Origin of the sequence: Cellulosimicrobium sp. 22598 (assembly GCF_052044445.1) — a bacterium.
Classification (GTDB): Bacteria; Actinomycetota; Actinomycetes; order Actinomycetales; family Cellulomonadaceae; genus Cellulosimicrobium; species Cellulosimicrobium cellulans_G.
The window spans coordinates 190,224-212,772 of record NZ_JBQEMZ010000005.1 but is presented as its reverse complement, the minus strand read 5'-3'; the positions used below and the strand labels follow the sequence as shown (position 1 = coordinate 212,772).

Sequence of the window (22,549 nt, the reverse complement as noted above, 5' to 3'; positions counted from 1 at the left end):
GCTCGGCCCCCGCCGCTCCGAGGAGCGACGGGGGCCGAGCCGGACCCGGACGGTGCCGGCACACCACCCGGGGGTCTGTGGTCACCCACCGTGGCGAGGTAGAGGCGTGGTCACGGCGACGCCTCTACCTCGCGGTACCGGGGCTCTACCTCGCGGTACCAGGGCTCTACCTCGGCGTCAGCCGCAGTCGAGCGCGGCGAACGGCGCGTCCACCGTGGCGGTCACCTCCTGGGGGCCGTCGGGGCCGTCGACCGTGGCGGTCCCGGTGACGGTCGCGGTGCCCGCCGGGGCCGACGTCGCGCGCGTCGCGAACGACTGGTAGGCGTTCTTGCCGGGCGCCACGTCGGCGAACGCCTTCTCGCCGTACGGCGTCGAGAGCGACACCGACACCGGGACGTCCTCGCCGTTCGTGACGCGCACGGCGACGTACGCCTTGCCGGCGAGGCACCGCGGCGACACCTCGACCGCGAGGTCCAGCCCCGGCTCGCCGCCCAGCGCGGGCAGCACGACCTGCTGGCGCGTCTCCTCGTTGCCCGCCGCGTCGGTCGCGGCGAACTCGATCACCTGCGGCTCGTCGGTGAGCGCGCGCGTGAACGGCTCGGTGTACGTGCCCCAGAACGTGCCGGGGCCCTCCCACTGCACCTTGTCGACGCCCGATCCCGCGTCCGTGGCCGCGAGCGTGATCTCGACGCTGCTGCCGACCTCGCGCAGCGTCGCGACCGTCACCGGCGCGACCGTGTCCACGCGGAGCTCGCGCGAACCCGTGCCGACGTTCCCCGCCGCGTCGGTCGCGCGCGCCTCGACCGTGCGCACGCCGTCCTCGTCGACCGCGAACGGGCCGTCGTAGGGAGCCCACGCGCCGCCGTCGACCGAGACCTCGACCGCCGGGGCCGGGTCGCGGTTGTCGGACGCCACGACCGTGACGGTCGGGTGCTGGACGTACCAGCCCGACGTCGCCGGGCCGGGCTGCGCCGTGACGGTGACGGTCGGCGGCGTCGTGTCCTCGCCGGTGTCCGGCGCGACGACGAACACGACGGCCTCGGCCGGCACGTCCGTGCCCTCGACGTCCCCGGCGACGAAGAACAGGCCGTCGGGCTCGGCGTAGTCGGCCGGGTCCACGGCGCCCCAGGTCACCGGGATGCGGCTGTCCTTGGACGCGTCCTCGTACTCGGCCGTGACGGTGGCCGGGAGCGCCGGGGCGGTGCCCGCGAGCGTCACGACGCTCACGTTGTCCACCGCGGTGACGTCCCCCGGCGCGCCGTCGCGCACGTGCACCGTGCCGCTCACCGGCTCGACGAGCGCGTCCGACGTCCCGGTGACCTCGAACGCCCCCGCGACGGCGACGTCGTCGGCCGTCACGTCGTCCCAGTCCACGGAGACCGTCTCGACGCGACCGTCGGTGAAGATCGCGTCGATCTCGGCCGGGAGGTCGGGCAGGACGCCGACGTCCGTGGGGATGTGGACGGGCGAGTAGTCGATCGGCCCGTTGGGGTCGACCGGCTCCGGCTCCTCGACGCCGCCCGTGCCCCAGACCTCCCACTCGGACACCCCGACGGCCGAGTACGTCGTCGCCGTGGTCCCCCGCAGCGCGTCGAACGTCGCGCGCAGGCGCGTCGTCGTCACCGCGTCGAAGGTCGTCTCGTTGGTCGTGAGCCTCTCGGTCGGGTAGCCGCTCGGGTTCGGGACGTCGACGAACGCGCCGGCGTCCGCGTCCCAGTACTGGAGCGTCCACGACGCCGGGACCCGCACGTTGTCGCCGTTCGCGTCCGTGCCGTCGGACCAGAACCGGACGACGGAACGGTCCACGGTGACCGGCGCGGGCCACGAGTACTCGAGCCACTGCGTCGCGGGCCGGTCGCCGCTCCACGTCGCCCAGGTCGCGTCGTGCGCTCCCCCGGTGCTCACGCCCGCGCCGTCGTTCACGGCCTCGACCTTGTTCCACGACGCGGTGTAGCTCGCCTCGGGCGTGCCGAGCAGCGCCACGTTCGACGGCGCCTCGTCGGCCGCCGCCAGGACCTCGTCCCCGGTGCCCGAGGTCGCGGCCCACGCCCCGACGCCCGCACCCGTGAGGGCGAGGGCGAGGACGGTCGCGGTGGCGACCACGCGCCGTCGGGCCCGGGGTGTCCCCGGCTCGTGCCCGAGCGGGATGAGCACGGCCGAGCCCGCGCCCCGTGATGAGTCGGTGCGCGCGCTCATGCCAGCCTCGCCTTCCCCGCCGTGACCAGGACCTTCTGACCGTCGCGGCGGCTCAGGAGGCCGTCCGCGGTGAACTGCTCGACCGTGCGCTGGACCTTCTGGAGGAACGCGGCGCGGTCGGCGAAGCCGCCGTCGCCCCACACGACGTCGAGGAACGTCGTCCCGTTCGGCCGCGCGGCGTTGGCGACGCCGCTGTCGAGCCCTGCGAAGACCACGCGGGGCTCGGAGCGCTCGACGTACATGTGGTACTGCGTGTCGTCGCCCGACCACGCGGGCTCGAACGTGAGGTCCCCGAGGCGGAAGTACCCGTTCCCGAGATCGGTGAACGCGCCCTCGAGCGTGCCGTCGAGGCCCATGTGGGCGTAGAGCGACAGCTTGAGGTACTCGCGCGACGCGCTGCGCGCGAGCAGGACCGTCGGCCCGTTCTCGATGCTCTGGATCGCGGGGTTGTCGATCGTCGGCACGGCGCGGATGCTCAGCGGCATCGTCACCTCGACGACGTCGCCGGGCGACCACGAGCGCGACACGCTCACGTACGTCCCCGGCACGGCGTCGAGCTCCTGCTCCACGCCGTTGACCGTCACCGTGAAGCCCTTGCGCACCCAGCCGGGCACGCGCAGGCGCAGGTCGAGCGGCCCGGAGCCGTTCACCGTGAGGCGGGTCGCGCCGACCTTCGGGTACTGCGTCTCCTGGACGACCTCGAAGCCCTTCTCCTCCCACGTGAGGGTCGAGGCGAGGTAGAGGTTGACGTACAGCACCTCGCCGTCGACGGACCGGAAGTACACCGAGTCGCGGTACTTGACGTGGTTCTCGAGCCCGGTCCCGCCGCAGCACGTGCCGGTGTTGCCGTACTCGCGCCGCGTGCCCGGGTTGACGCCGTACATGTACGTCACGTCGGGGCTCGTCGTGGACTGCGTGTTCTTCTTCGAGCCGACGATGTGGTTGAGCAGCCCGCGCTCGTAGTACTCCATGTACTTCGGGTCGAGCGAGTGGAAGTACAGCAGGCGCGAGAGCTTGAGCATGTTGTACGTCCCGCACGTCTCGGCGTTGCGCGCGCCGATGTCGCCCGCGACGGTGTTCGGCGGTCCGAACAGCTCGCCCTCGCCGTGCCCGCCGTGCGCGTACGTGCGCCCGGGCACGACCATGCCCCAGAAGCCCTCGACCGCCTTGAGGTACCGCTCCTCGCCCGTGAGGTCGTAGACCTTGAGGTAGCCGGGGAACTGCGGGATGTGCTGGTTCGCGTGCTTGCCGTTGAGCGTGTCCGTGCCCGCGGCGCTCGCGTCGACGAGCGTGTTGAGGTCGAACAGCTTGGCCGTGGCGACGTACGTGTCGTCGCCCGTGATCGACGCGATGTCGGCGAGCACCTCGTTCATGCCGCCGTACTCGCCCGCGATGTAGATGCCCCACATCCGGTCGAGCTGCGCCTGCGGCAGCACCGACAGGCGGCTGTGCACCCACGCCGCCATGGACGACGCGAGCGCCAGCGCCTGGTCGTTCCCCGCGAGGCGGTAGGCCTCGAGCAGACCGGCCATGATCTTGTGGCACGTGTAGTACGGCGCCCAGATCTCGCCGTACGGCGCGTACTTCTCGAGCTGGCTGAACTGCCACTCGCCGTAGGCCGCGAGGAACCCGGGGTGGCTGAACCGCCCCATGGCCGCGAGCGCCGTCTGGACCTCGCCGAGGCCCTCGACGATCTGGTCCACCTTGTCGCGGAACACCGTCTCGCCCGTGCTCGCGTACGCGAGCGACACCATGGACAGGAAGTGCCCGCCGTAGTGGCCGCGCAGGAGGTTCGCGGTCTGGGTGTTCGCCCGGCCCGGGTAGTCGTCGGGTCCCCACGGCTGCTCGTTGGCGTGGCCGAAGCCCTCCCAGCCGCCGGGCGCGGACGCGCCCTGGGTGTCGAGCCCGGCGTTGCGCCGGAACACCGCGAGGACGCGGTCCACGGGGTACTCGCGCGCGAGGTGCAGGATCTGGTCCTGCGAGCGCGTCGCGACGCTCGGGGCGAGCGTCACGTCGGACATCGGGAACGGCTCGGCGGCCCAGCCGTCGAGGGTCACCGAGCGGTCGAGGGACCGCAGGAAGGCCCGGCTGACGGGCGGTCCGCTCGGGACCGTCAGTGCCGGGGCCGGCGGCGCGGCGAGGGCGCTGCCGCCGCCCGCGAGCGCGACGGCGCCGGTCGCCCCGGCGGCCAGCGCCCCGAGCCGCAGGACGGCCCGCCGCGAATAGCTGGAGTCGTGCACGTGCATGAGCTGTCGCTCCTTCTCACTCGTCGTCGAGTGGTGGAAGCGTCGTCGGCGGCAAGGAGGGAAACCCCGCGTCCGACGCTCGTGCTGGTTCTGCCCGGCCGCCGCGTCGCCGAGGGAGGGCTCTGGTCCGTCGAGGGAGAGGCGTGGTCGTGACCACGCCTCTCCTCGCGGTACCTCGCCTCTCCCTCGGCGGGGTGCGGCCTCGCGGGTGTCAGGCGCAGTCGAGCGCGTCGACCTGCGCCTCGCGCGTGGTCGTCACCTCCTTCCCGTCGAGGGTCGCGACGCCGGTCACCGTGACGGTCCCGGCCGGGACCGCCGTCGCGCGGGCGGCGAACGACTGGTAGGCGTTCTTGCCCGGCGCGACGTCGGCGACCGTCTTCTCGCCGTACGGCGTCGTGAGCGTCACGGTCACCGGGACGTCCTCGCCGTTCGTCGCGCGCACGGCGACGTACGCCTTGCCCGCGAGGCAGCGCGGCGTGACCTCGACCGCGAGGTCGAGCTCGGGCGCCGGCGGCTGCTCGCCGTAGGCCGCGAGGAGCGCGGCGTGCTCGGCGGCCGTGATCGGCAGGACGGTGCCGTGGCGGGGGCTGCTCGGCAGGTGGGCGTCGACGGACGTCCACACGCCCGAGTCGAGGTCGGTGGACTCGAGCGGCAGGTAGCCCTGGCCGCCGTGGTAGCTCGGCTGGTCGACGAAGAGGTACCACTTCTCCTCGGTGTTCGACTTGAAGACGGTCGGCCCCTCGCCCGCGGTGAGCGTGCCGCCCCACGGGTTGGGCTGGCCGTAGCCGATCTTCTCGGCGACGAGGTCCCAGTCGGTCGAGCGCAGGTCCGTCGACTTCTCGAGACGCGGGATCATGTACGCCTCGTCCTTGGTGAACCGGTAGTACGTGCCGTCGTGCTCGACGATCGACGAGTCGATCATCCCGAGGCCGTTGCCGCGCTTCTCGTCGATCCACACCTGCGGCTCGGAGAACGTCACGAAGTCGCGCGTCGTGGCGTACATCATGCGCTGGTAGGAGTCGGCGATGCGGCGGCCGTCGGTCGACGTCGTCGGGTAGAGCGCCGAGGCCCAGTAGACGATGTACTCGCCGCGCTGCGCGTCCCAGAACGCCTCGGGCGCCCACGTGTTGCCCGCGTACGCGCTCGACACCGTGACCATGCGCTGGTCGGACCAGTGCACGAGGTCGGTCGACTCCCAGATCATGAGGGCGCGCGACCCGCGCTCCTGCGCGTTGCCGAAGTTGTTGCCGCCGTAGATCCGCAGGTCGGTCGCGAGGAGGAAGAACCGGTCGCCCTCGGGCGAGCGGATGATGAACGGGTCGCGCAGGCCCTTCTCGCCGAGCGTCGACGTGAGCACGGGCTCGCCGTCGTTGAGCTCCACCCAGTCGAGCGGGTCGTTGCCGTTGCTCGCGCTGAAGTAGACCGACTCGCCGTCCGCGGTGCTCTCCCCCTCGAAGTACGGGAAGAAGTAGCCCTCGTAGTCGGCCGCGGCGGGCAGCGGGCGGACCGTCGCGTCGTAGGTGTGCGTCGCGGTCGCACCCTCCTTGGTCGCGGTCGCGGTGAGCCGCACGACGGCGGCCGGCTCGCCGTGGGCGGGCCGCGTCACCTCGCCCGTGGCCGAGACGGTCGCGGGGTCGGAGCTCTCCCACGTGAGGGCGGAGCCGTTGGCCCCGTCGGCGGGCAGCGTGAGGTTGCCGCGCACGTCGTCGAGGTGCGGCACGACGACGTGGCTCGCGTCCCACGCCACGGCCTCGGCGGGGGCGAGGTGGGCGAGCACGGTGACGTCGAACGTCGCGGTGCGGGCGACCGCGCCGCGCGTGACGAGCGCCGTGAGCGTCACCGTCGCGTCGTCCTCGCCGGCGGCGGGCCGGGTGACCTTCCCCGTGGCGCTGACGACGCCCGCGTCCGACGACGTCCACGTGACGATCGAGCCCTGCGCGCCCGTCGTGGGCAGCACGAGGTCGGTGGTGACGGCGCTCGTGTCGCCGAGGTCGAGCGCGGCGAGGTCGGCGTCGGCAGCCGCCGTCGAGGTCTCCGCCGCGAGCTCGCCCGCCTCGGCCGCCGTGAGCGCGCGGTCGTAGAGGCGGAAGTCGCGGACCTGGCCCTTGAGGTACCGGTCGCCGGAGTAGAGCGAGCGGCCGACGTAGTTCGCGGTCGTCTGCCCGCCCCCGATCTGGCCGGGGTCGGTCGTGACGTTCGTGGCCTGCTTGACCTGCACGCCGTCCTCGTAGAGCGTCGCGGTCGTGCCGGTGAGCGTGTACGTGAGGGTCTTCCAGACGCCGCGCTGGAGGTTGGAGCCCTTGGTCACCGTCTGCTCGGTCGACCAGTTCCCGGTGGCGATCGAGGTCCGGTAGGCGTTGCCCGTCGTGAACAGGTAGCCGTTGCCCGCGGTCCCGCTCGAGTTGCCGAGCCCGTAGACGAAGTACGGCGTCCCCTGGTCCTGGCTCACGAGCACGTCCAGGCTCACCGTGACGTCGGTGAGCCCGGTGAGCAGGTGGTCCGGCAGGTCGACGTAGTCGTCCGTGCCGTCGAGCGTCGTGCCGTCGGGGGTCGCCGTGCCGCCCACCAGGGTGGCCGGGCCGAACGTCGAGCCCTCGGCGAGGTTCGCCGTCGTGCCGCCGGTCGTGCTCGCGGCGTCGAGCGGGTACCACGCGACGAGCCCGTCGTCGGTGGGCCCCCCGACGTCTGCGGCCGCCGGTGCGGCGACCGCCGTGGCGAGCGTGGAGACGGCGAGCGCCCCCACGAGCCCGGCGGCGAGCGCCGAGCGTCCTCGGTGTGTGGAATTCATGTCGTCCTCTCCTCGTCGAGATGCAGGTTGTGCCGCGAGGGAGAGCCCGTGGTCGCGAGGTAGGGCTCCCCGAGCTCTACCTCGCGACCTGCGGCTCTACCTCGGCGGGGTCGTCAGCCGCAGGCGTGCGCGGCGTAGGCGACGTCGTACGTCGTCGTGGCCGGGGTGCCGTCGAGCGTCGCCGTGCCGGTGACGGTCACGGTGCCGGCCTCGACCGACGTCGCGCGCGTCGTGAACGACTGGTACGCGTTCGCGCCCGGGGCGACGCCCGCGAACGTCCTCGTGCCGTACGGGGTCGTGAGGGTGACGTGGGCGGGCACGTCGCCCGCGTTGGTCGCCCGCACCGCGACGTAGACCTTGCCCGCGAGGCACCGCGGCGTGGCCTCGACGGTCAGCTCGACCCGGGGCGCGGGGGTGACGTCGACCGGGTCCACGCTCTCGAGCGTCGGCACGACCTTCTGGATGAGGCCGTCCTCGCCGAACGTGAGGCGGTCGATCGTCGTCTCGCGGTGCGTCCCGTCGCCGCCGGGGATCGCGAACCGGTGGTACGCGATGTACCAGTCGTCCGTGCCCTCGACGTTGAGGATCGAGCTGTGCCCGGTCCCGAGGATGCCCTGCGAGGCGTCCTTCTCGAGGATCACGCCGCGGTACGTCCACGGTCCGTCGATGCTGTCCGACGTCGCGTAGCCGACCCGGTAGTTCTCCGAGCCCGTGTCGTCGATCGAGTACGTGAGGTGGTAGACGCCGTCCCGGTAGTTGAGGAACAGGCCCTCGCGGAAGTCGGTCAGACCGGGGATGCGCCGCAGCGTGTCCTGCTTGATCGACGTCATGTCGTCGTTCAGCTCGGCCATGACCGGGCCGTTCGACGGGCCGCCGTTGCCCCACAGGAGCCAGTACTTCCCGGTCTCCGGGTCGCGGAACGCGGCCGGGTCGATGGCCTGGCCGGACGTGACCGCCTCGCCGTTCGTGATCATCGCCGTCGGCTGCGCGGTGAACGGCCCTTCGGGGCTGTCGGCCACCGCGACGCCGATCGTCTTCCTGTTGTAGGTCGGGTTGTGGCCGGAGAAGTAGAACCAGTACTTCCCGTCCCGCTCGATGATCGTGGGCGCCCACGCGTTTCCGGTCGCCCACGGGACGTTCCCGTTCGCGCCGTCGAGCGTGAGGAACGGCTGCTCCGAGCGCTCCCACGTCACGAGGTCGGTGGACTTCCACACGTAGAAGTCCTTGCCGCCCCAGCCCGGCGTGCCGTCGGTCGTGGCGTAGAGGTAGAACGTGTCGCCGAACTGCGCGATGTTCGGGTCGGCGTACGTCCCCGGCAGCACGGGGCTGCCCATCTGCTTCGTCTGGACCGTCCACGTGCGCGACGACCCGTCCGGCCCGGTCACGGTGTACGCCACGGGCTGCGTGAGGTCCTGCACCGAGCCGTTGGCGGGCGTCACCGTCGCGCGCGGCGAGACCGTGAGGACCGGCGCGAGCGCGGAGACGTCCGTGCCCGGCTCGACGGCGAGCGTCACGGTCGAGCTTGCCCCGTCGACGATCGCGGGCACCTTGAGCGCGTCGAGCTCGGCACCCGTGACCGCCGTGTGGTCGGCCCCGACCTGGTAGACCTCGTCCGCCGTGAGCGCGCGGTCGTAGATCCGGAAGTCCCGCACCGAGCCCTTGAGGTAGCGGTCGCCCGAGTACAGCGAGCGGCCGATGTAGTTGGCGAGCGTCGAGCCGTTCCCGATGTCCTTCGGGTCGATCGTGACGCCCGTCTGGCGGCCCACCTCGACGCCGTCCTCGTAGAGCACGGCCGTCGTGCCGGACAGGGTGTACGTCAGGTGCTTCCACACCCCGCGCTGGAGGTTCGCGTTCTTGGTGACGGTCTGCTCGGTCGTCCAGTTCCCCGTCGCGATCGACGTGCGGTACGCGTTGCCCGTGGTGAAGAGGTACCCGTTGCCCGCCGTGCCGCTCGTGTTGCCGAGACCATAGACGAAGTACGGCGTCGCCTGGTCCGTCGCGACCTTGACGTCGAGCGCGACCGTGGCGTCGGTGAGTCCGGCGAGCAGGTGGTCGGGCAGGTCGACGTAGTCGTCCGTCCCGTCGAGCCGGACGCCCTCCCCGGTGCCGGAGAACGCCGCACCGTTGGTCAGCGTCGCCGGACCGAACGTCGACCCGGGCGCGGTGTTCGCCGCCGCCGTGCCGCTCGTCTCGTCGAACGCGTACCGCACGACGAGGCCCGGGATCTCCGTGGTCACCTCGACCGCCACGTACGCGGTGTGCGAGCCGTCGGCCGTGGTCGCCGTGACGAGCGCGTGGCCCTCGCCGACGCCCGTGACGACGCCGTCGGCCGAGACCGTGGCGACGTCCGCGTCGTCCGACGCCCACGTGATCGCGCGCGCCGTCGCGTTGGCGGGCGTGACGGTCGCGGTGAGCTGCCGCGTGCCGCCGACGCCCACCTCGAGCGACTCGGGGGTGACGCTCAGGCCCTCGACGGGGACGACGTCGTCGGTCACGGTGACGACCGCGCGGGCGCGGACGCTCACGCCGCCGCCGAGCGTGCCGGCGACCTCGAACGACCCCGCCTGCGCGTAGGACGCCGGGTCGACCGCGTCCCACGTGACGTCCACCGAGCCCGTGGACCCGTCGGCGAAGCGTGCCGTGACGCTCGCGGGCAGCACCGGCGCGGAGCCGGTCTGGACGGTCACGGCGACGTCCTCGACGGACTCGACGAACGCGTCGGGCTGGTAGGTCTTCAGCAGGCGGTCGTACTCGGCCTGCGTCACGGGGAGCACCGTGCCGTGGCGCGGGCGCGACGGCATCTCGTAGTCGGTGGACATGGTCCACTCGGCCGCGTCGAGCGAGGTCGACTCGAACGGCACGTAGCCGCGGCCGCCGAACTCGTCGATGAAGAGGTACCACTTCTCCTCGGTGTTCGACTTGAAGATCGTCGGGCCCTCGCCCTGGTTGATCCCGCCGCCGAGGGAGTTCGCCTTGCCGATGCAGTCGGTGATGAACTCGTAGTCCGTCGAGCGCAGCTCGGCCGCCTTCTCCGCGAGGATGAACTTGGAGCACGGCGTGGACGACGTGTTGTTCCGCTCGTCCTTGGTGAAGCGGTAGTACTGGCCGTCGTGCCGCGTCACGGTCGAGTCGATGACCGAGTAGCCCGGGTCGACCCACACCTGCGCCTCGCTGAACGTCACGAAGTCGCGCGTCGTGGCGTACATCATGCGGTTGTAGGTGTTGCCGGTGTGGTCCGGGTCGTCCTCCGCGTAGAGCTTCGAGGCCCAGAACACGACGTACGCGCCGATGGTCTCGTCGTAGTACGCCTCCGGCGCCCACGTGTTGCCGGCGGTGTCGGGCGAGACCTGCACGAGGCGCTGGTCGGTCCAGTTCACGAGGTCCGTGGACTCCCACACCATGATCGACTTCGAGCCCGTGCGCTGCGCCGCGTCCCAGCCGTTGCCGTCGTAGATCCGCAGGTCGGTCGCGATCTGGTAGAACTTGTCGCCCTCGGGCGAGCGGATGATGAACGGGTCCCGCAGGCCCTTCTCCCCCAGCTCGGACGTGAGGACGGGCTGGTTGTCGTTGAGGTTCTGGTACTTGAGCGGGTCGTTGCCCTGGCTGAGCCCGAAGTAGACCTGCTCGCCCGTGGCGGTGCCCTCGCCCACGAAGTAGGAGAAGAGGTAGCCCGCGAGGTCCTCCTGCTCGGGCAGCGCGGGGACGTGCGCCGCGAGCTCGCGCGTGGCGGTCGCCTCGCCCACGGTCACCGTCGCGGTGAGGGTCACGGTCTCCGCGTCCTCGCCGTGGGCCGGGCGCGTCACCTCGCCCGTCGGGGTGATCGTGCCCGACGACGACGCCCAGGCCACGCTCGCGCCGTGCAGCCCCGCGGTGGGCAGGGTCAGGTTGCCGCGCACGTCGTCGAGGTTCGTCACCTCGAGCGCGGCGGCCGCGGCGTCCGCCTTGGCCTGGTCGCCGTCGCCCGGCAGGACCGTGACGTCGAACGTCCGCGTCTCGGTCGCGCCGCGCAGAGCCAGCGTCGCGGTGAGCGTCGCGGTCGCGGGCTCGTCGCCCGCGGGGCGCGTGACCGCACCGCTCGCGGAGACGACCGCCTCGTCGGAGCTGGCCCAGGTCACCGCCGAGCCGCCGACGCCCTTCGCGGGGAGCGCGAGGTCGGTGACGACGGCGGTCGTGTCGCCGAGGTCGAGGGCCGCGGCGTCGGCCGCGACGGCGTGCTGCGCGCCGGTGGACGCGAGGTCGGCGACCTCCTGCGCGGTGAGCGCGCGGTCGTAGAGCCGGAAGTCCTTCATGCGGCCCTTGAAGAGGTTGTCGGCGGCGTAGGCCGACTTCCCGAGCGCGTTCGCGGTCGTCGTGCCGCCGCCGATCGCCCCGGGCGTGATGGTCACCGCGGTGTTCTGCCCGACCTGCGCGCCGTCCTCGTACAGCCGCGCGGTGCCACCGCCGAGCGTGTACGTGATCGTCTTCCAGACTCCGCGCTGCAGCGCGGCGGCGGGAGCCTTGGCGGTGTTCTGCTCGCGCCCCCACGCGAGGTCGGAGATCGACGCGCGGTAGTTCGCGTTGCCCGTCGAGAACAGGTAGCCGTTCCCGGACTGCGGGGTGCCGACCGCCGGGTTGCCGAGGGTGTAGAAGAAGTAGTTGCCGGTCAGCGACGCGTCGACCCACACGTCCGCGCTCACCGTCACGGCGTCGTAGCCGGCGAGGAGGTCGTCGGGCAGGTCGACGTGGTTCGACCCGCCGAACGTCAGGCCCTGGCCGGGCTGCCAGCCGCCGCCGGAGCCGGTGAGGGTCCCGTCCAGGCCGTTGCCGGAGGCGTCGTGCGCGACGGTGCCCGCGGTCTCGTCGAGCGGGAGCCAGAGCCGGAGCCCCTCCGCGCTCGGCTCGGCCGCAGCCGGGACCGGCGCGGGTGCCGCGGGCATCGGGCCGGCGGCCGCCGCGCCCACGGGCGCGAGCGGTGCCACCAGTGCGAGCCCGAGCAGCGCGGCGAGCGAGCGGCGTCGGCGTCGGGCGCGGGGCTCCGCGGGCGTCGGGGGTGGTTCGTGGCGTGAGGTCATCGGTGACTCCTCGTCGTCGTGCCCGGCGGCAGCGCCGGTCGCAGGTCCGTCGTCGGACGCGCGTGTGAACGCTAACATGTGAGCGCAAACATGACGAGGGTCCAGGGCGCTCTACGTCGTCGAAACCGATATCGAGTTTCCTGCGGCGCCCGGCTCCAGCGGCGGAGCGGGCCGGCGTCCGGGACGCCGACCCGCTCCCGGGGTCTCGGCGCGACGTGCGCGCCGTCCGTCCCGTCCTCAGCCCCCGCAGGCCAGCGCGTCGAACGCGGCCTCGTACGGCGTGCTCACGTCGGCGCCGTCGAGCACGGCCGTGCCCGTGACGGACGCGACCCCGGCCGCGAGCGACGTGGACCGGGCCGCGAACGACTGGTACGCGTTCGCGCCCGGCGCGACGTCCTCCACGACGCGCGTGCCGAACGGCGTGGCGAGCGTGACGTCGGCCGGGATGTCCCCGGAGTTCGTCGCACGCACCGCCACGTAGGCCTTGCCCGCGAGGCAGCGTGCGGACGCGGTCACGTCGAGCTCGACGGCCGGGCCGGCGGCGTCGGCCGCGAACTCCCACGTGTCCACCTCGACGAGGTCGGCGCCCGCGGAGCCGGCGAACGTGAAGTACACGTCGTGGACGCCGCTCACCCCCTCGAGGGCGGCGGTCACGTCCGCCCACTCGCCGACGGGGGTGTCGAGGTCGAGCGTCCCGACGACGGCACCCTCGCGGTCGTCGAGGCGCACCTCGACGGTGGCGCCCTCGACGAGCGGCTTGACGCGCGCCGTGACGCTCGCGGCACCGTCACCGAAGTCGACCGACGACAGCGCCGACCAGTCCCCGGCGTCGACGTCGCGGACGACGAGGTTCGGCGCCGCGTCCCCGAACTGCGCCGAGCCGCCGTCGACCTTCGCGGTGGCGAGGCCCTGCTGCCACGCGAACGTCTCGGCCTCGAGCACCTGGAACGGGTCGAGGTCCTTGACCTGGTCCACGCCCGCGTAGTCCCCGACGACCTGCTGGACCGTGCCGTCCGCGTTGAACGTCAGCTCCTGGATGTGCGGGCTGCGGTAGCCCTGCGTGGTGTTCCCGTTGATGCGCTTGTTGAGCGTCGGCGCGTGGTACGTGAAGTAGTACTTGCCGTCCAGCTCGAACACCGACTGGTGGTTGTTGCCGCCCGTGCCCGCGCCGAAGAACTGCGACTGGTTCGGGAACATCACGCCGGCGTACGTCTCCTTGGGGAACGACATCGGGTCGTCGGAGATCATGTAGCCGATCTGCCCGCCGCCCGGGTACCCCGGGAGCGTGGCCTGGTTGCCGCCGAAGTCGTTCCCGCCGAAGTGCGACGAGTACGACAGGTAGTACTTCCCGTCGCGCTCGAAGACCTGCGCCGCCTCGAACGCCACGGGCGCGTCCACGACGGCCGCGGTGCCCTGCGTCGAGACCATGTCGTCGCCGAGCTCGATGACGCGGATGTTCTTCGGGTTGTTGAACCGCTCCGCCGCGGGCATCGACGTCGACGCCGGGCCGCCGCCGAAGTAGAGGTACGCGCCCTCGTCGGTGACGAGCGGCGCCGGGTCGAACTTCCAGGCCACGGCCTCGGCGCCCGGGGTGCGCCCGTCGATGAGCGTGCTGTCGCGCTCGCTCGTCCACGGCCCGAGCGGCGAGGCGCCCGTGATGACGTTCGACGACCCGCCGCCGTTGGCGTAGTAGAGGAAGTACTTGTCGACGCCGTCGACGGTCTTCTTCGCCATGCCCGGTGCCCACGAGTTGTTCGTGAACGGCGCGACGCCCTGCGGTCCGGCGACCTGGATCTCGCCGTGGTCCGTCCAGTTCACGAGGTCCTCGGACGAGATGAGCGTGATCTGGTTGATGCTGCCGTAGTTGATCTGCGGCGAGACGCCCGTCACCGGGTCGGGCGCATAGCCCTGGGTGTCGTTCGTCATGTACATGTACACGCGCCCGTCCTCGACGAACCCGAACCCGTCGGCCCCGAACTTGTGGGAGATGAGCGGGTTGTGCTCGCCGGGCAGCTTGCCGAGGACCTCGATGGTCTTCGAGGGCGGCCCGGGCGGGGCCGCGCCGACGACGGAGACGTCGTCGAGCACGAAGTCCATGAGGTGCGTCGCCGGGTCGGCGGACGGGTTGCTCGTCCACGGCGTCTCGAAGAACAGCCGCGCCGTGCTGACGTTCTGGTCGGCCGGGATCGTGAACCGGCCGTCGAACGTCGCCCACTGGCCCTTGGTCGCGGTGACGCTCACCAGGTTCGTGTACGTCCCCCCGCCGTAGTGCATCGTGGCGAAGAACTGCTTGGTGGCCGGGGCCGCGGCGGCGTCGTACCGGATCTTCGCCGTGAGCTCGTACGTCTCGCCCGCGCGGACCTTGCCGCTGAGGTCCTGCATCGGACCGGAGCCGGTCGTCGCGCGCTCGGTGGTCAGGGCCGCGGCCTCGCCCGCGAACGCCTGGTCGGTGGTCGACAGCACGGCCTTGTCGGTCGCGTTGCCGTTGTTGACGAACCAGCCGGTCGTGCCGTCCTCGAAGCCGCCGTTGACGACCAGCTCCTCGTCCGCGGCGTACGACGGGAGCGCGGCGAGCGACGCCGAGAGCAGCGTCGCGAGCGCGGCCCCGGCGACGGCGCCGCGCAGGCGGCGTCGTCTGCGGTGGTGCGTGTCCATGGATCCTCCTCGATCGATGTGTGTCGTGCCTCGTCCGCGCGCCTCGCGCGGACGGTCGTGCCCGACGGCGGTGTCGCGCCGTCGTCGTGCGCCCTCCTCTCGTCCGGGACCGGCGGCCCGCCCGAGCGACCCGCCGGCGGGTCGGCGGCGGGTCGGCGGCGGGTCGGCGGCGGGTCAGCCGCCGTACGTGACCGTGCGGGTCGCGGTGGACCCGTCGGTCGAGCGGGTGACCGAGACCGTCACCTCGCCCGCCGGGGCGCTCGCGAGGCGGCTCGCGAAGGCCTGGTACGCGTGGCGGCCCGGCGCGACGTCGGCGAACGACCGGCTGCCGTACGGCGTGGTGACGACGACGTCGACGGGCACGTCCTCGTCGTTCGTCACGCGCACGGCGACGTAGTCCTTCCCGGCGAGCGCGCGCACGCTCGCCTCGGCCGTGAACGCGACCTCGGCGACGTCGGCCCGCACGAGCGACGCGACGGCGAGCGCGAGCGCCCGCGCGGGTGCGTCGGCCTCGTTCTGCGTCGACGGCGCGGTCGTGGCCCGCGCCGCCGCCAGCTCCTTCGCGACGGCGGACCACGACTCGGCCGTGTAGTGCGCCGGGTCGAGCCCCTCGGCCTCGGCGACGACGGCGTCGAGCGCCGTCCGGTCGGCGCCGCCGTCCGCGTCGAGCACGTCGCTCAGGAGGAAGTGGTCGAAGTCCACGTGGCCACCGGTCCGCTCCTTGGCGTAGGAGAAGAGGCCGAACCGGTACCCCATGAAGTGCGACAGGCTCCAGTCCATGACGAGCGGCCCCTGGCGGGCACCGAGCGGCTGCCAGGTGCGCCCGTCGAGGCTGTAGGAGTACTGCACCCAGAGCTGGCCGTTCGGCGAGGCGAAGTCCGCGTCCGCCTTGAGGTGGACGTCCGTGCGCTCGCCCAGCGGGACCTGCGACCCGGGGACGAACGACTCGACCGCCTCGCGGTCGATCGTGTCGGCGAACGGCTGGAGCCGGGTGACGAGACCGAGCGTGCGCTCGCCGTCGACCTGCTGGATCCCCGCGTACGCGAAGCTGCGCCCGTAGACGGCAAGCCCGGCGACGTCGCCGTCGAGCATGCCGGAGACGTCGAGCCTCGTCTGGGCCGACGACGTCGGGCCGAACGTGCGCTGCCCGAGGGTGTTGCGCGCCTCCTCGAGATACGTGAGGTCACGCCCCGGCGCCTTGGTGTACTCCGCCTCGCCGGTGACGACGTGCCCGTTGGTCAGGCGCAGCCAGCCCTCGCGCTCGGTGAGCGACCAGTACCGGTTGTCCGGCGCGTGGTTCCACTGCCACGCGAGGTCGAGGTCGGAGCCGTTGTACGACACCTCCTCGCGCGTGGGCGTCTCGACGTCCGGCGCGCGGCCCACGACGGACACGTCGTCGAGCAGGTACTCGACGCTCGACGACGGCGGCTGCGGGTTCGCCCACGGCGTCTCGACCGCGAGCTTGAACGTGCTCACGTCCGTGCTGGTCGGCACCGTGTAGGTGCCGCTGACCGTGGCCCACTCCCCGGGGGTCGCGTCCGCCCAGGCCAGGGTCTTCACACCCGCACCCCAGTCGCCGACCAGGTTGAAGCGGACCGTCGAGGGCCCCGTGGCGTACCGGACCCGGGCCGAGACCTCGTAGGTCACGCCCGCCTGGATCTTCCCGCCGAGCTGCTGGTTCGGGCCGGAGCCGTTGAGCGTCCGGCCCGCGACGCGCAGCGCGCCCGTTCCCGACGCGGCGCCGCTCGTCTCGCGCGTCAGCGTCGCCCCGAACTGCGCTGCCCAGGGCGCGGTCGTCGGGTCCTCGAACCCGGGGTTGGCGACGAGCTCGACGCCGAGCAGGGACTCGTCGTACGTGGGCGCGTCGGGGACCTCCCAGACGGTGTCGCTGAACGCGCGGTGCTCGGCGTCGTTCGCGAAGTCGTCGGAGGCGACGATGCTCTTCAGCCGCTCCCGCCGCTCCGTCGCCGCGTCCAGCACGATCGGCTTGGCGAACGTGTCGCCGACGCGGACGACGCCGTCGTCACCGAACGTGGGCCATCCGTCTTCCCACGTCGCGGGGATGAGCGCGGGGATGCGGCCGAGCGGGTAGGTGTCGCGGAAGAACATGCCCCACCACTCGTAGCCGCCCGCGCCGTCGGGCACCTCGACGAGCCCGCCCTGGGCGAAGCCGTCGGAGTTCAGCGCGCTGCGCGCCACGTACGGGTTCGATCCGTCGGCGGTCTCGTAGCGACCGAGGAGGTGCGGCGAGCGGAAGAGCACCTCCTGGCGGTTCTGGCCGCTGGGCCACGTGATGATCGCGACGTAGTACTCGCCGTCGATGTAGTGCACCTGGGCGCCCTCGAACAGCCCGCCGATGAACCGCTCGCCCGCGTAGTCCTCGGCACGGAAGATGTTCGGGAAGTCCGCCTCGATCGCGGTGAGGTCGTCGTTCAGCCGGACGGCGCTCGTCGCGCCCGAGCCGTAGAAGATGTACGGCGTCCCGCCGTCGGCCTCGTCGAAGAAGAGCGACGGGTCGTGGAACCCCCGGCCGAGCGCGGTGCGCTCCCACGCGCCGTGCTCGACGTCGTCCGTGCGGAAGAGGTAGGACCCGCCCAGGTCGTTGGTGTTGAAGACCACGTAGAACGTGCCGTCGTGGTAGCGCAACGACGACGCCCACTGACCGTTGCCGTAGCCGTTCTGCCCGTTGCGCAGCGAGGAGACGTCGCCCACGCCGAGCCGGTCGTAGACGTACCCGACGATCTCCCAGTTCACGAGGTCGAACGACTTCATGATCGGCGCGCCCGGCGCGAGGTGCATCGTGGTGCTGATCATGTAGTAGACGTCGCGACCCTCGTCGCTCTCGGCCGCGGGGACGCGTGCCACGGAGATGTCGGGGACGTCGCTGCCCAGCAGCGGGACACCGTACGTCCCGTCTCCGTGGTCGGTGGTCGTCAGCCCGGTGATCGTGCTCGTTCCTCCCGGTCCCTCGCTCGACTCGTCCGCCACCGCCGCGGACGTCGTGCTCGCGCCGAGCGCGAGCACTCCCGCCAGCGCCGCCGCGACGGCCGCCCTCACCTGCCTGCTCATCTCTCTCTCCTCCTCGTCGAGGTCATGGTCGATCGTGCGGAGAGCGGTATCGATACCGATATCGCTCTCGGGCCCGCCCGGCGCGGGCCACGGTCCGCCGGGGTGGTCGCGGGGCCGTGGCCCCGGGACCTCCCCGGCGGACTGCGTCGCTCCGTCGGCGGGACGGGCGTCAGCCGCAGGCGCGGGCGTCGAGAGGGACGTCGTACGCCGTGGTGACCTCGCGCGGGCCGTCGGGGCCGTCGAGCACCGCGGAGCCCGTGACGGTCACGGTGCCGGCGGGGACCGACACCGAGCGCGCGGCGAACGACTGGTACGCGTTCGCGCCCGGGGCGACGGCCGGGTAGGACCTCTCCCCGTACGGCGTCGCCAGGGTCACGTCCACCGGCGCGTCGCCCGTGTTCGTCGCCCGCACGGCCACGTAGACCTTGCCCGCGAGGCAGCGCGGGGAGACCTCGACGTCGAGCGGCACGACGGCCGCCGCCCCCGGCACGATCTCGACCCGGTAGGTCGTGGCCGTCCGGTGGTCCTGCGCGACGCCGACGACCTCCACGGTCCGCGCGCTCCCGTCCGCGGGGAGCGGCACGACGCGAGCCTGCGTGTCGTCGATCAGCACGCCGTCGACACGGACCAGGCCGCTCGGCACGTGCGGGTCCGCGTCGAGCACGACGCTCGTCGTGCCCTCGGGCACGGTGAGCGTGTAGTCCGTGACGGCCGGGTCGAACGCTGGCGCGAGCGCGCCGGTGTCGAACGCGAGCGCCGCGAGCCCGGGCGTCGCGTCGTAGGACGCCGCGCGGTCGACCCGGACGCCGAACACGCCTCCGGCCCAGCCGCCCGTCGCCTGGAAGCGCACCGTGACCACGGGGATGCGCTCGCCGTCCTCGTCGAGCACGTACTCGCCCGCGCTGTCGACCTTCCACCGCGTGTTCTCGCCGATCTCGAGGTACTTCGCGGGGAGCTGCGTCGTGTCGACGTAGAACCCCTGCTCGTCCTTGGTCGGGGCGTTCGCGACCGTGGTGATCGTCTTCAGCTTCTCGTCGTTCACGTACACGTCGAAGACGCGACCCTGGTCGCCCGAGTACAGCGTGACGCCCAGGTGGTTCGACGCCGAGGCCGGGTCGATCATCAGGTCGTAGCTGAACCAGCCCGTGCCGTTCGCGTGGCGGAACTGACGGCCGGAGAACGTCCCGACCGACGACCCGCTCTGCCGGAGGTTCTTCGCGTTCTCGAAGTTGTTGTTGTCGAAGCTCGTCAGGCTGTCGACGGTGCGGTCGGCGTCGCGCAGCGCTTCCTTGGCGCGCAGGATGCGCTCCTGCGACGCCGCGGAGTCCGGCTCGTCGAGGTTGAGGTAGAGCCCGTAGGTCACGTCCCAGTTGGTGTGGTGGGGCGTGAAGACGAGGTCGCCGCCGTCGGCGGTGTTCCGCAGCCGGAGCTGCACCCGGCCCTCGGCGTCGTCCGAGACGCGCACGAGGTTCTCGGCGATGCGCTCCTTCCACTCGTCGGCGCCCATGTTCGCCGCCGTGATGGTGGTCTGGGCGTCGGCGTCGCGCGTGGAGGAGCGGACGAGGATGCCCGTGCCCTGCCACGCGGGCTCGGGGACCTCGCCGAGGGTCGCGGAGAGGACGACCGGCCCGTACCGGAAGGCCACGAAGTACGGGTTGTCCGGGGTGTCGACGACGGACGCCGCCATCGGCATCGTGTACCGGACGACGTCGCCCGCGGCGACGGGCAGCACGACGTACCCGCGCGACACGACCGGCTCCACGGCGGCGCCGTTCACGTCCAGGCCAGGATCACCCGCGATCCACGACGGCACGCGCAGCCGCAGCGTCGCGTCCTCGGCGACCGCACCGCCGTCGAGCGCGTCGACGCGGAAGGTCACGGTGTCCTCGTTCGGCAGGTTCGCCTCCTGCGTGAGCCGCAGGTTCTGCTCGGCGTGCTCGACCGTCGAGGAGAAGTACATGTTCACCCACACCGAGCCCTGGCCGGTGAAGTAGATCGAGTCGCCGAGCTTGGAGAAGCTCTCCATGCCCGTGCCGGTGCAGCACCAGAACTCGGTGAACGGCAGGTTGTACACGCGGTGGTAGCCCGACGCCATGGGGTTGAAGTACGTCGTCGTCCCCGTCTCCGGGTTCTGCGACGCGAGGATCGTGTTGATGAACGTGTTCTCGTAGTAGTCCGCGTACCGCACGTCCTTGCTCAGCGTGAACAGCTCGCGCGCGAGCTTGAGCATGTTGTACTCGTTGCACGTCTCGGCCGTCTCGGCGTTGCGTGCCGTGCCCTGCTCGTCGGCGCGCTCGTGCAGCGAGCCGGGCGCGTGGAAGTGCTCCGCCTGGCTGTTCGCGCCGGTGACGTACGTGTGGTCGCGCACCACGATGTCGAAGAAGTTCTCCGCCGCCGCGAGGTACATCGGCAGCTCGTCCTTCTCGGCGGGCGTGAGCAGGTCGTAGTACTCGGGGTTCTGCGTGAACACCTGGTAGCGCTTGAGCGCGCCGAGCAGCTTGGGGATCTGCGTGTTGGCGTGCTTGCCCGGCAGCACGTCCTGGCCCGCGGCGAGCTGGCGGAAGAACGTCACCTCGTCGAACGCCTCGGCCGCCTCCTTGATCCGGACGTCGCCCGTGAGGTCGAACAGCTCGTACAGCGCCTCGTTCATGCCGCCGTACTCGGTGCGGAGCATGACGTCGGTGCTCGGCAGCTTCGCCACGCGGCCCTGGACGTAGAGCCCGAAGTCGGTCGCGACGGCGAGCGCCTGGTCCCCGACGGGGCCGTCGACGTACTCGGCGACGTCGAGCAGCCCGGCGAGCACCTTGTGCAGGTTGTACCAGGGCACGATGACGTTCTCGTCCGACGCCCCGGTGCCCTGCACCTGGTCGAGGATCGACTCGCGGAACGCCGAGACGTACCCGGCCGAGCCGGGGTGGGCGGCGGCGTACGCGTCCTGCACGCGCGCGAGCCCACCCACGCCCTCCTCGATCTCGGTGAACAGCGCGTCCTTGGTCTCCGGGTCCCGGGTCGAGGACCACGACATCGCGAGCGCCGACAGGTAGTGGCCGAACGCGTGGCCGCGGAAGTTCACCGCGTTGCTGCGCTCCCAGCCGCCGTACCCGGCGGCCGTGGTCGGGGTGAGCCCACCGACCTTGTAGAACTCGTAGAGGAACGTCTCGGAGTCGAGGCTCAGCAGGTACTCGTGCTCCTTCGCCGCGGCGTTCTGGAGGAAGTCGTCGGAGAGCAGCACGGACGGCAGCGCCGTGTCCTCGAGCGGCGTCTCGTCGACGAACGCCGGCACGACGACCTCGAGGTCGCGCGTCACGGGCTCGCCGTCGAGGTAGCGCACCGTCGCGGTGAGCGTGACGTGCGCGTCGTCCTCGCCGATCGCGGGCCGCACCACGGTCCCGTCGGTCGCGATCACGTCGGGGTGCGACGACCGCCACGACACGGTCGACCCGCGCGAGCCCGTCGTCGGGAGCACGAGCGCGACGGTCGCGCGCTCGGGCAGCGACAGCGCGTCGGCGTCGTCCTGCGCGACGGCGTCGCGGTCGACCGTGCGCCCGCTCTCCTCGTACAGCCCGACGACGTCGCCCAGGTCCGCGACGGCGTCGTACACGCGGTAGTCGTCGAGCGTCGCCTTGAGGTACGCGCCGTTGTACTGCGGCCCGTTGAAGCCGATCGTCTTGGGCAGCGCCGGGTCGGAGCCGAGCACGCCCGTCGCGTCGCCGCCGACGGCGTTGGCCACCGTGGACGGGACCTTCTCGCCGTTGCGGTAGAACGCGACGTCCTTCGTCACGTGGTCGTACGTGACGACGACGTGCGTCCACTCGTCCGCCGGGAAGAACGCCGCACGGTCGGAGCTCGCGACGCGGACCTTGTACGGCTGGCCCGACGCCGGCCCGACCGACAGCGCGAGCGGCACCGTGTCCGACTCGGACGACAGGTACCAGCCGTCGGAGTTGTAGGCCCGCTTGTTCCACGTGATCACGTGCTCGCCCGAGAGCTTGCCGCTGGGCTCCACCCAGAACGAGAGCGTCAGGTCCTCGGGCTGCAGCGCGGTCGACGACCCGAGGTCGAGGTACGTGCTCCCGCTCAGGCGCAGGGCCTGGCCCTCCCCGTCGACACCGTCGACGTAGGAGTAGCCGGTCGGCACGGAGCCGGTGTGGCCGCGCAGGGCCACGGGGTGGGCGAGGGAGCTCGCGTCGGCGACGTCGCCGTCGAACGCGAGGTCGAGGACGGGCGCGGGCAGGGCGTCGGCCGCGACGGCGGACGGTGCCCACGCGGTCACGGCGAGCGCGGCGGCGGCCGCCACGGCCGCCAGCCGGGCCGCGCCGCCGGGTCGACGGCGGACGCCGTCGGTCGGTCGGGGGTGCATCGTTGCTCCTCAGGGTCGCGCGCGGGCGTCGTCGTCCGCGCGTCGGACGGGTTCGTCGGGTGGGGCGGCCCGCGCGGGTGGCGCGGGCCGCGCCCTCGTGGCCTGCCGGACCGGCCACGAGGGAAGAGTTCCGCTCAGCCGCTGTGTCGCCGAGGTAGAGACGTGGTCCGCCGAGGTAGAGGCG

The 22,549-nt window shown here is 72.2% G+C and carries 7 protein-coding genes; all 7 read right to left on the bottom strand.

What is annotated here, in order from left to right:
- Positions 1 to 177: 177 nt before the first annotated feature.
- The 7 genes from ACTJIY_RS07590 to ACTJIY_RS07560 all read right to left on the bottom strand — a co-directional run bounded on the left by ACTJIY_RS07590 (position 178) and on the right by ACTJIY_RS07560 (position 22,365).
- Positions 178 to 2,196 (bottom strand): Ig-like domain-containing protein, encoded by a 2,019-nt coding sequence (locus ACTJIY_RS07590; RefSeq protein ID WP_440674724.1) that lies wholly within the window; start codon positions 2,194 to 2,196, stop codon positions 178 to 180.
- The gene (locus tag ACTJIY_RS07585) at positions 2,193 to 4,442 is read right to left on the bottom strand and encodes a glycoside hydrolase family 127 protein (RefSeq protein ID WP_440674723.1); all 2,250 of its coding nucleotides are present in this window, start codon (positions 4,440 to 4,442) and stop codon (positions 2,193 to 2,195) included. The genes ACTJIY_RS07590 and ACTJIY_RS07585 overlap by 4 nt, the downstream gene beginning before the upstream one ends.
- 211 nt (positions 4,443 to 4,653) lie before the next feature.
- On the bottom strand, positions 4,654 to 7,230 hold the full coding sequence (locus ACTJIY_RS07580; RefSeq protein ID WP_440674722.1) for an immunoglobulin-like domain-containing protein: 2,577 nt from the start codon (positions 7,228 to 7,230) through the stop codon (positions 4,654 to 4,656).
- 113 nt (positions 7,231 to 7,343) lie between these two features.
- A complete protein-coding gene (locus tag ACTJIY_RS07575) occupies positions 7,344 to 12,281 on the bottom strand; it encodes a family 43 glycosylhydrolase (RefSeq protein WP_440674721.1) in 4,938 nt (1,645 codons plus the stop codon).
- Positions 12,282 to 12,518: 237 nt separating this feature from the next.
- Positions 12,519 to 14,936 carry a family 43 glycosylhydrolase gene (locus ACTJIY_RS07570; RefSeq protein WP_440674720.1) on the bottom strand — a complete coding sequence of 806 codons (2,418 nt, stop codon included), beginning with the start codon at positions 14,934 to 14,936 and terminating at the stop codon, positions 12,519 to 12,521.
- 174 nt (positions 14,937 to 15,110) lie between these two features.
- The gene (locus ACTJIY_RS07565; RefSeq protein ID WP_440674719.1) at positions 15,111 to 18,005 is read right to left on the bottom strand and encodes a family 43 glycosylhydrolase; all 2,895 of its coding nucleotides are present in this window, start codon (positions 18,003 to 18,005) and stop codon (positions 15,111 to 15,113) included.
- Between the two features lie 169 nt (positions 18,006 to 18,174).
- A complete protein-coding gene (locus tag ACTJIY_RS07560; RefSeq protein WP_440674718.1) occupies positions 18,175 to 22,365 on the bottom strand; it encodes a beta-L-arabinofuranosidase domain-containing protein in 4,191 nt (1,396 codons plus the stop codon).
- Positions 22,366 to 22,549: the final 184 nt, after the last annotated feature.

Coding starts and splice junctions, on each gene's coding strand:
- ACTJIY_RS07565 (WP_440674719.1), bottom strand. CDS start 18,005: ATGAGCAGGCAGGTGAGGGCGGCCGTCGCGGCGGCGCTGGCGGGAGTG.
- ACTJIY_RS07575 (WP_440674721.1), bottom strand. CDS start 12,281: ATGACCTCACGCCACGAACCACCCCCGACGCCCGCGGAGCCCCGCGCC.
- ACTJIY_RS07570 (WP_440674720.1), bottom strand. CDS start 14,936: ATGGACACGCACCACCGCAGACGACGCCGCCTGCGCGGCGCCGTCGCC.
- ACTJIY_RS07560 (WP_440674718.1), bottom strand. CDS start 22,365: ATGCACCCCCGACCGACCGACGGCGTCCGCCGTCGACCCGGCGGCGCG.
- ACTJIY_RS07580 (WP_440674722.1), bottom strand. CDS start 7,230: ATGAATTCCACACACCGAGGACGCTCGGCGCTCGCCGCCGGGCTCGTG.
- ACTJIY_RS07585 (WP_440674723.1), bottom strand. CDS start 4,442: ATGCACGTGCACGACTCCAGCTATTCGCGGCGGGCCGTCCTGCGGCTC.
- ACTJIY_RS07590 (WP_440674724.1), bottom strand. CDS start 2,196: ATGAGCGCGCGCACCGACTCATCACGGGGCGCGGGCTCGGCCGTGCTC.